Below are 7,963 nucleotides of genomic sequence, written 5' to 3' on the forward strand. Positions count from 1 at the left end.
TTGTGTTTTCTCCTGCGCCGTGGGCTTACCAACTGGCCTTAGTCAGACCGGGGATATCTCCACGAAAACCGATTTCGCGGATCTTACTGCGACCCAGACCGAACTGGCGGAATGTTCCGCGAGGACGACCAGTCAGCTCACAACGATTGCGTTGGCGTGTTGGGCTGGCATTGCGAGGCAATTTCTGCAGTGCCAAGCGTGCCGTCATACGTTCTTCATCGGTACGTTTTGCATCGTCAATAATAGCCTTGAGCTCAGCACGCTTGCCGGCATATTTAGCTACCAGCTTGTCACGTTTGAGTTCGCGTTGTTTCAAAGCAAGTTTTGCCACAAGCCACCTCAGTTCTTAAACGGAAAACGGAATGCTGACAAAAGCGCCTTGCACTCTTCATCAGTTTTAGCCGTTGTAGTGATACTGACATTCAATCCACGCAACGTGTCAATCTTGTCGTATTCAATTTCAGGGAAAATAATCTGTTCTTTAATGCCCACGTTGTAATTACCGCGGCCATCAAAAGAACGTCCCGAAATACCACGAAAATCGCGCACTCGCGGCAATGCCACAGTGACAAAACGATCTATAAATTCATACATGCGTGCGCCACGCAAAGTCACCATGCAACCAATGGGCAATTCTTCACGAATTTTGAACCCGGCAATCGCCTTGCGTGCCTTGGTCACCACCGGTTTTTGCCCGGCGATTTTGGTCAAATCTTCAACTGCGTGCTCCATGACCTTCTTGTCAGCCACAGCTTCAGAGACACCCATATTCAGGGTAATTTTGGTAATGCGCGGCACTTCCATCACTGACTTATAGCTAAACTGCTTCACCAGTTCCGGAACAATTTTGCTGCGATACAACTCAAGTAAACGAGCCATCTTATTCAATCTCCTCAGGCCGACGTTTTGATTTCTTCACCAGTGGACTTGTAAACGCGCACTTTGCGTTCCTTGTCGCCATCTTTGGTGATTTGGATCTTCACGCGATCTGCCTTACCCGTTTTCGGGTTGTAAATCGCCACATTTGACTGGTCAATCGGCATCGGCTTTTCAGTCTTGCCGCCAGTTGTCCCCTTCATGGGGTTTGGCTTGACATGCTTGATTGCCAGATTCACACCTTCAACGATCAGATGTGAATCATCCACACGTGCGAGTACTTTGCCGCGCGCTTTTCTGACTCTGTCTTTTCCAGCGATAACAATCACTTCATCGCCCTTACGAATCTTGTTCATGCTACCCTCTCTTACAACACTTCTGGCGCCAGCGAGACGATTTTCATAAACCGCTCTGTACGCAATTCACGCGTTACTGGCCCAAAAATACGGGTACCAATAGGCTCCAGCTTGGCGTTGAGCAATACCGCGGCATTGCCATCAAACTTGATCAGCGAGCCATCCTGACGACGTACACCTTTGGCAGTACGAACCACCACAGCGTTATACACTTCGCCTTTTTTGACACGCCCACGCGGCTGCGCTTCTTTCACGCTGACTTTAATGATGTCGCCAATCCCTGCGTAACGACGCTTGGAACCCCCAAGCACCTTAATACACATGACAGACTTAGCGCCTGTGTTATCTGCGACTTCAAGTCGCGATTGCATCTGAATCATTTATATTCCCCAACTTACCCCGCTGTCATACAACAGGCAGTCTTGGGCCCGTCATGACAGCACGCATTTTATTTCAAACCTGCTTTGCCATCACATTGGGCAAGATAATCACCCGCAGAGAAATTAGCGGGTTAAGCTATTAATTCTCGCTTATTTTTTGAGTGCTGTCAAGAACTCCTTGTGCCTGAATATGCAATTGCTGTGCACCACTGACAACAAACTTGCCCTGAGGCTCCACATTCAGAATCTTGACAACCCCGTTCACTGCCAGCATAGAATAACGCTGCGAGCGCACTCCCATGCCTTTTTCTGATAAATCCCTGCTCAGGCCCATGGCCTCAACAAACGCCGCATTGCCATCGGCAAGCATGCGAATCTGATCGCCTACGCCCATCTGAGCGCCCCATGCCTGCATGACATAAGCATCATTCACAGACACGCACCAGATTTCATCAACGCCCAAGTTGCGAAAATGGGACACCAATGAAAGATAACCTGGTACGTGCTGCTTGCTGCAGGTCGGCGTAAACGCGCCTGGCACACCAATGATCACAATCGTTTTTTCTGCAACTACAGCACCAACATCGATAGATTGAGGCCCGGACAGGCCCCCATCTTCTGCTGGCACTACCTCCCACAAAGTGGCGGAAGGCAGATGATCACCTACTTTGATCATGGCGCATTCAAAACAATATTAAACCAGTCTGGCTTTTTCAATCAGACGGGTCACCACCCATGACTTGGTCTTGGAGATCGGACGAGATTCTGCAATCTCAACCAAATCGCCCAAATGGTAATCACCATTTTCGTCATGTGCATGGTATTTCACCGAACGTGTCATGATCTTGCCATACAAGTCATGCTTGACGCGCTTTTCAATCAAAACGGTCACCGTTTTAGAGCGCTTGTCACTCACAACGCGACCAATCAGCGTGCGCTTATTCTTAGCAGCCGTAGCTTCTTGCGCTGTCTGTGTCATTTAGCAGCTCCTTTACGTTGCTTTTCCGTCAAAACCGTTTTAGCGCGCGCCACATCGCGGCGGGCAGATTTTAACGATGCCGTATTGGTTAATTGGTTTGTCGCTTTTTGCATACGCGCACCAAAATAGGCACGCTGCAACTCGGCAAGCTCTTTTTCAACGCCTGCCACATCTTTTTCACGAAGTTCTGAAGCCTTCATAATATCTCCCGTATGCCTTTACTTGCATTCATCAGGCACCGGCCTGGCGTGAAACAAACACTGTCCGAACAGGCAGTTTAGCTGCCGCCAAAGCAAATGCCTCACGTGCCAGCTCTTCACTTACACCGGTAATCTCATAAAGCACTTTACCCGGCTGAATTTCAGCCACGTAAAATTCAATATTCCCTTTACCATTACCCATACGAACTTCGGCAGGTTTCTTGGAAATAGGTTTATCCGGAAACACACGAATCCAGATACGTCCGCCACGTTTCACGTGACGCGTAATCGCACGACGGGCCGCCTCAATCTGACGCGATGTCAGACGGCCACGGTCAGTCGACTTCAAACCATATTCACCAAATGACACAGAAACGCCACGTGTGGCAACACCTGTGTTACGCCCTTTTTGTTCTTTACGGTATTTGCGACGTGCAGGTTGCAACATCTTTATTCTCCTTTGGCCGGTTCACCTGCGGCATTGTCAGCCTCAGGTTTGCTTGCCTTGCGAACACGCTTGACAGCCGTTTTAGGTGCATCAACTGCTTCTGCAGGTTTATCGCTGCCATCAACTGGCGCACCTGCGGCAGTGCTGCGTGCACGCCCACGTCCACGGCTGGGTTTAGCGCGACGTCCCTTGCGATCATCTTCACCTTCAGGTTTGGTCGGTGCAGCAGGCGCTTCATTGCGCCCCAGGTTATCGCCACGATAAACCCAGACCTTCACACCAATCACACCATAGGTGGTAAATGCTTCTGACGTACCATAATCAATATCGGCACGCAATGTATGCAACGGCACCCGGCCTTCACGGTACCATTCGGTACGCGCAATTTCCGCGCCATTCAAACGCCCCGAAGACATGATCTTGATACCCTGCACACCCAGGCGCATGGCATTTTGCATCGCACGCTTCATGGCACGACGGAACATAATGCGCTTTTCAAGCTGTTGCGTGATGCTGTCAGCGATCAGCTGCGCATCCACTTCAGGTTTGCGAACTTCTTCAATATTGACCGCCACCGGCACACCCAGACGCTGGGTCAGCTCGGCTTTCAATTTTTCAATATCTTCGCCTTTTTTACCAATCACCACACCAGGACGGGCGGAGAAAATGGTAATACGTGCATTTTTAGCCGGACGCTCAATCAGGATACGTGAAACAGCCGCATTTTTCAGCTTCTCTTTCAGATAATCCCTGACTTGCAGATCTTCAGCCAGCATATGGCTGAACTGACGGTTCGACGCATACCAGCGAGAACCCCAGTTGCGAGTCACTGACAAACGAAATCCGGTTGGATGAATTTTCTGTCCCATAGCTTACCTCAGTTCCCGACTGTTACGTAGATGTGACATGTCGGCTTGCTGATCCGATTGCCGCGACCTTTAGCTCTGGCAGTAAACCGCTTGAGCACAGGACCTTGCTCCACATGAATCACTTTGACCTTCAGCTCGTCAATATCATCACCGGCATTGTGTTCTGCATTTGCAATCGCAGACTCCAACGCCTTCTTGATAATGACTGCCCCCTTTTTAGGGGAGAAAGTCAGAATATTAAGCGCCTGATCAACAGGCTTGCCACGAACCAGATCTGCCACCAGGCGGCCCTTTTGAGCCGACAGGCGAACACCGCGAACAACAGCGCGACGTGGATCTCTTTCTTTCTTTTGGGTTACCATCGTCTGTGCTCCTTACTTCTTGGCTTTCTTATCGCCTGGATGACCCTTGAATGTACGGGTCAGGGCGAACTCACCCAGTTTGTGACCAATCATCTGCTCTGTCACATAGACAGGCACATGTTGTTTACCGTTGTGCACAGCAATGGTCAAACCGATGAATTCAGGCAAAATCGTCGACCGGCGAGACCAGGTCTTGATTGGTTTTTTATCCTTAGTAGATACCGCCTTGTCCAGTTTAGCCAGCAAGTGATGATCAACAAACGGTCCCTTTTTCAATGAACGAGTCATGATCTGTCCTTACGCTTATTTCTTACGACGCGAGACAATCATGCCTTGCGTGCGTTTATTGTTACGAGTGCGGTAGCCTTTGGTCAGATTACCCCACGGATCCACTGGCGCACGGCCTTCACCGGTACGGCCTTCACCACCACCATGCGGGTGATCAACCGGGTTCATCACCACACCACGCACGGTCGGGCGAATACCCTTCCAGCGCTTGGCACCGGCTTTACCATACTGGCGCAGGTTATGTTCGCCATTGGAAACTTCGCCAATGGTTGCGCGGCAGTCAATATGGATCTTGCGAACTTCGCCAGAGCGCAGACGAACCTGAGCATAAATGCCTTCACGCGCCATCAGCACAGCAGACGCACCGGCAGAGCGCACCAACTGAGCACCCTTACCCGGCTGCAATTCAACACAGTGAATGGTTGAACCCACTGGGATATTGCGAATAGGCAATGTATTACCCGCTTTAATCGGAGACTCGGCACCGCTGAGCAATGTTGCCCCTACCTCAATGCCTTTCGGGGCAATGATATAGCGACGTTCACCATCGGCATAACATACCAGTGCGATATGTGCTGAACGATTCGGGTCGTACTCAATGCGCTCCACTTTTGCCGGGATCGCATCTTTATTACGGCGAAAATCAACGATACGATAATGGTGCTTGTGCCCACCGCCTTTATGGCGTGTGGTAATGTGACCATTATTGTTACGACCAGCCTTTTGGAACTGTGATGTGGTCAAAGCCTTGACAGGCTCCCCTTTATGCAAATGGGGATGCGAGACTCTGATAACACCGCGCCGTCCAGGCGATGTAGGTTTAAGCTTGACGACTGGCATGATTAAGCAGCCTCCTGAGCAAAGTTCAGTTCCTGACCCTGTTTCAAGCTGACATAGGCTTTGCGAACATGATCGCGGCGCCCCACGGTACGGCCAAAACGCTTGGTTTTACCCTTCTGGTTCAGCACCTGCACCGAATCAACCTCTACTTTGAACAACAGTTCAACTGCAGCCTTGATTTCATCTTTGGTTGCGTCTTGCAACACCTTAAACAGGACTTGATTGCGTTTTTCAGCCAGCATCGTTGCTTTTTCCGAAACGATCGGTGCCACCAGCACCTGCATCAAACGCCCTTGATTGAATTTCTGTGCGCTCATGCCAGCATCTCCTTGAGCTTATCAATAGCGCCTTTGGTCACCAGCACTTTTTTGTAAAACACCAAAGAAACCGGATCAGCATAACGCGGCTCTGCAACCGCCACATTGGGCAGATTGCGCGCAGCCAGATACAACTTGAAGTTGTCATCTGCCTTGCTCAGGTCCCCCAGATCAAACTGTGTCAGGTCCAGGTTATCCACAATCACCAGCACAGAGTCCAGATCCATTGCTTTGAGCTTCTTAGCCAGCACGTTTGTTTTTGGCGTGTCCAACACAATCGGATCAATCACCGCCAAACGACCTTCACGCACCAACTGAGAGTAAATAGAAGCCATCGCAGCGCGATACATCTTCTTATTCACTTTATGGGTGAAATTTTCATCCGGTGAATTCGGGAAAATCTTACCGCCCCCACGCCACAGTGGAGAAGAAGTCATCCCCGCACGAGCACGACCGGTTCCTTTTTGACGGAACGGTTTTTTCGTCGAGTGTTTGACTTGTGTGCGGTCTTTTTGAGCACGGGTACCTTGACGGGCATTGGCCTGATAAGCCACCACCACCTGATGCACCAACGCTTCATTGTAGTCACGACCAAACACGGTTTCAGGTGCTTCTACCTTACTGGCAGCCTGACCTTGTTCATTGAGGAGCTGCAATTCCATTATTCGGCCCCTTTCGCAACAGATGCTTTCACCGCCGGGCGAACAACCACTTGGCCATTCTTTGCACCGGGAACCGCACCACGAACCATCAACAATTCGCGCGCTTCATCAATACGCACGATATCCAAATTCTGCACCGTTACAGTCACATCACCCAGATGCCCGGTCATTTTCTTACCGGGGAACACACGTCCAGGATCCTGCGCCATACCGATAGAGCCGGGCACATTGTGTGAACGGCTGTTACCGTGAGAAGCTCTCTGAGAGGCAAAGTTGTAACGTTTAATGGTACCGGCATAACCTTTACCAATGCTTACGCCCTGTACGTCCACTTTCTGGCCGACAGCAAACAAAGAAATCGGAAGTTTGGCACCTGGCTGATATTCTGCTGCCACTTCTTGTGGCACACAGAATTCGCTTAAACGCTCGCCGGCTTCAACGCCAGCCTTGGCATAATGTCCTGCCTGCGGTTTGCTCACGCGAGAAGCTTTGCGTGAGCCATACGCCACCTGAATAGCGCTATAACCGTCATTCTCTACGGTTTTAACTTGTGTCACACGGTTGTCAGATACATCCAACACGGTCACAGGCACAGAGAGCCCATCATCCATGAAAATCCGCATCATCCCAACCTTGCGCCCCAAGAGCCCCAAGGATTTGGTCATTTTATACTCCATTCCCGACTTCAATTGGCCGGGGCTGATATTTAAAAAGAAATATCCTTAAGCCCTTCCCCAAAGGAAAAAACTTAAGGCCATTTCAAATTCACTTCCCTTTATTTAAGGGGTAGCTTTTAATTATAACCCGATTATGGGTTGTGTTTCAAGTGCAAGATAATTATTACCAATTATTGCAGCTTGATTTCCACATCCACACCGGCAGGCAAATCCAGTTTCATCAACGCATCCACTGTTTTGTCTGTTGGATCCACAATGTCCATCAGACGCTGATGCGTACGAATTTCAAACTGATCACGGCTGGTTTTATTCACGTGCGGCGAGCGCAGAATATCAAACCGCTTCATGCGTGTAGGCAGCGGAACCGGACCATTGACAATGGCGCCGGTACGTTTGGCGGTCTCAACGATTTCCAGTGCTGACTGGTCAATCAGTTTGTAATCAAATGCCTTCAGGCGAATACGGATCTTTTGCTTTTGCATGACAGATTCCTACTAAAAGAGCGAAGCCACTTTGATAAATGTGGCAAAAAAACGAAATCACCACGCTGCCTTTTAGGGCAACATGGTGAAACGGACATTGATTACTCAATAATTTTAGCGACCACACCGGCACCCACCGTACGGCCACCTTCACGGATCGCAAAACGCAGGCCTTCTTCCATCGCAATCGGCGCAATCAGCTTGACTTTGATGGTGACGTTGTCGCC

At 50.0% G+C, this 7,963-nt stretch carries 16 protein-coding genes and 1 pseudogene; all 17 read right to left on the reverse strand.

The window, feature by feature from the left end; genetic code table 11:
* Positions 1-25: 25 nt before the first annotated feature.
* Positions 26-331, reverse strand: coding sequence for a 30S ribosomal protein S14 (gene rpsN / locus AACY98_RS14310; RefSeq protein ID WP_126980477.1), 306 nt, complete (start codon positions 329-331; stop codon positions 26-28).
* A gap of 8 nt (positions 332-339) precedes the next feature.
* Positions 340-879: a 50S ribosomal protein L5 gene (rplE, locus tag AACY98_RS14315; protein WP_126980478.1), complete on the reverse strand. Its 540-nt coding sequence runs from the start codon at positions 877-879 to the stop codon at positions 340-342.
* Positions 880-893: 14 nt separating this feature from the next.
* Complete coding sequence (gene rplX / locus AACY98_RS14320; RefSeq protein ID WP_339806093.1) at positions 894-1,232, reverse strand: 50S ribosomal protein L24; 339 nt, start codon at positions 1,230-1,232, stop codon at positions 894-896.
* 11 nt (positions 1,233-1,243) lie between these two features.
* Entirely contained in the window at positions 1,244-1,612 is a 369-nt protein-coding gene (gene rplN, locus AACY98_RS14325) for a 50S ribosomal protein L14 (RefSeq protein ID WP_126980480.1), read from the reverse strand.
* A 139-nt stretch (positions 1,613-1,751) separates the two neighbouring features.
* Positions 1,752-2,288, reverse strand: coding sequence for a peroxiredoxin (locus tag AACY98_RS14330; protein WP_339806097.1), 537 nt, complete (start codon positions 2,286-2,288; stop codon positions 1,752-1,754).
* An 18-nt stretch (positions 2,289-2,306) separates the two neighbouring features.
* Positions 2,307-2,591: a 30S ribosomal protein S17 gene (gene rpsQ, locus AACY98_RS14335; RefSeq protein ID WP_126980482.1), complete on the reverse strand. Its 285-nt coding sequence runs from the start codon at positions 2,589-2,591 to the stop codon at positions 2,307-2,309.
* Positions 2,588-2,794 (reverse strand): 50S ribosomal protein L29, encoded by a 207-nt coding sequence (gene rpmC, locus AACY98_RS14340; RefSeq protein ID WP_126980483.1) that lies wholly within the window; start codon positions 2,792-2,794, stop codon positions 2,588-2,590. The genes rpsQ and rpmC overlap by 4 nt, the downstream gene beginning before the upstream one ends.
* Before the next feature lie 28 nt (positions 2,795-2,822).
* Positions 2,823-3,239, reverse strand: coding sequence for a 50S ribosomal protein L16 (rplP, locus tag AACY98_RS14345; protein WP_126980484.1), 417 nt, complete (start codon positions 3,237-3,239; stop codon positions 2,823-2,825).
* Between the two features lie 2 nt (positions 3,240-3,241).
* Positions 3,242-4,108 (reverse strand): 30S ribosomal protein S3, encoded by an 867-nt coding sequence (gene rpsC / locus AACY98_RS14350; RefSeq protein ID WP_126980485.1) that lies wholly within the window; start codon positions 4,106-4,108, stop codon positions 3,242-3,244.
* Positions 4,109-4,116: 8 nt separating this feature from the next.
* The gene (gene rplV / locus AACY98_RS14355) at positions 4,117-4,470 is read right to left on the reverse strand and encodes a 50S ribosomal protein L22 (RefSeq protein WP_126980486.1); all 354 of its coding nucleotides are present in this window, start codon (positions 4,468-4,470) and stop codon (positions 4,117-4,119) included.
* Positions 4,471-4,482: 12 nt separating this feature from the next.
* Complete coding sequence (rpsS, locus tag AACY98_RS14360; protein ID WP_126980487.1) at positions 4,483-4,758, reverse strand: 30S ribosomal protein S19; 276 nt, start codon at positions 4,756-4,758, stop codon at positions 4,483-4,485.
* A 15-nt stretch (positions 4,759-4,773) separates the two neighbouring features.
* Positions 4,774-5,598: a 50S ribosomal protein L2 gene (gene rplB, locus AACY98_RS14365; RefSeq protein WP_126980488.1), complete on the reverse strand. Its 825-nt coding sequence runs from the start codon at positions 5,596-5,598 to the stop codon at positions 4,774-4,776.
* A 2-nt stretch (positions 5,599-5,600) separates the two neighbouring features.
* The gene (rplW, locus tag AACY98_RS14370) at positions 5,601-5,915 is read right to left on the reverse strand and encodes a 50S ribosomal protein L23 (RefSeq protein WP_126980489.1); all 315 of its coding nucleotides are present in this window, start codon (positions 5,913-5,915) and stop codon (positions 5,601-5,603) included.
* The gene (rplD, locus tag AACY98_RS14375; RefSeq protein WP_126980490.1) at positions 5,912-6,577 is read right to left on the reverse strand and encodes a 50S ribosomal protein L4; all 666 of its coding nucleotides are present in this window, start codon (positions 6,575-6,577) and stop codon (positions 5,912-5,914) included. Before rplD ends, rplW begins: the two co-directional genes overlap by 4 nt.
* Entirely contained in the window at positions 6,577-7,242 is a 666-nt protein-coding gene (gene rplC / locus AACY98_RS14380; RefSeq protein WP_126980491.1) for a 50S ribosomal protein L3, read from the reverse strand. The genes rplD and rplC overlap by 1 nt, the downstream gene beginning before the upstream one ends.
* A gap of 182 nt (positions 7,243-7,424) precedes the next feature.
* Complete coding sequence (gene rpsJ, locus AACY98_RS14385; RefSeq protein ID WP_126980492.1) at positions 7,425-7,736, reverse strand: 30S ribosomal protein S10; 312 nt, start codon at positions 7,734-7,736, stop codon at positions 7,425-7,427.
* Positions 7,737-7,837: 101 nt separating this feature from the next.
* A pseudogene (locus AACY98_RS14390) lies at positions 7,838-7,963 on the reverse strand (elongation factor Tu); the annotation flags it as partial.

Source organism: Saezia sanguinis, assembly GCF_963921665.1.
Lineage (GTDB): Bacteria > Pseudomonadota > Gammaproteobacteria > Burkholderiales > Burkholderiaceae_C > Saezia > Saezia sanguinis.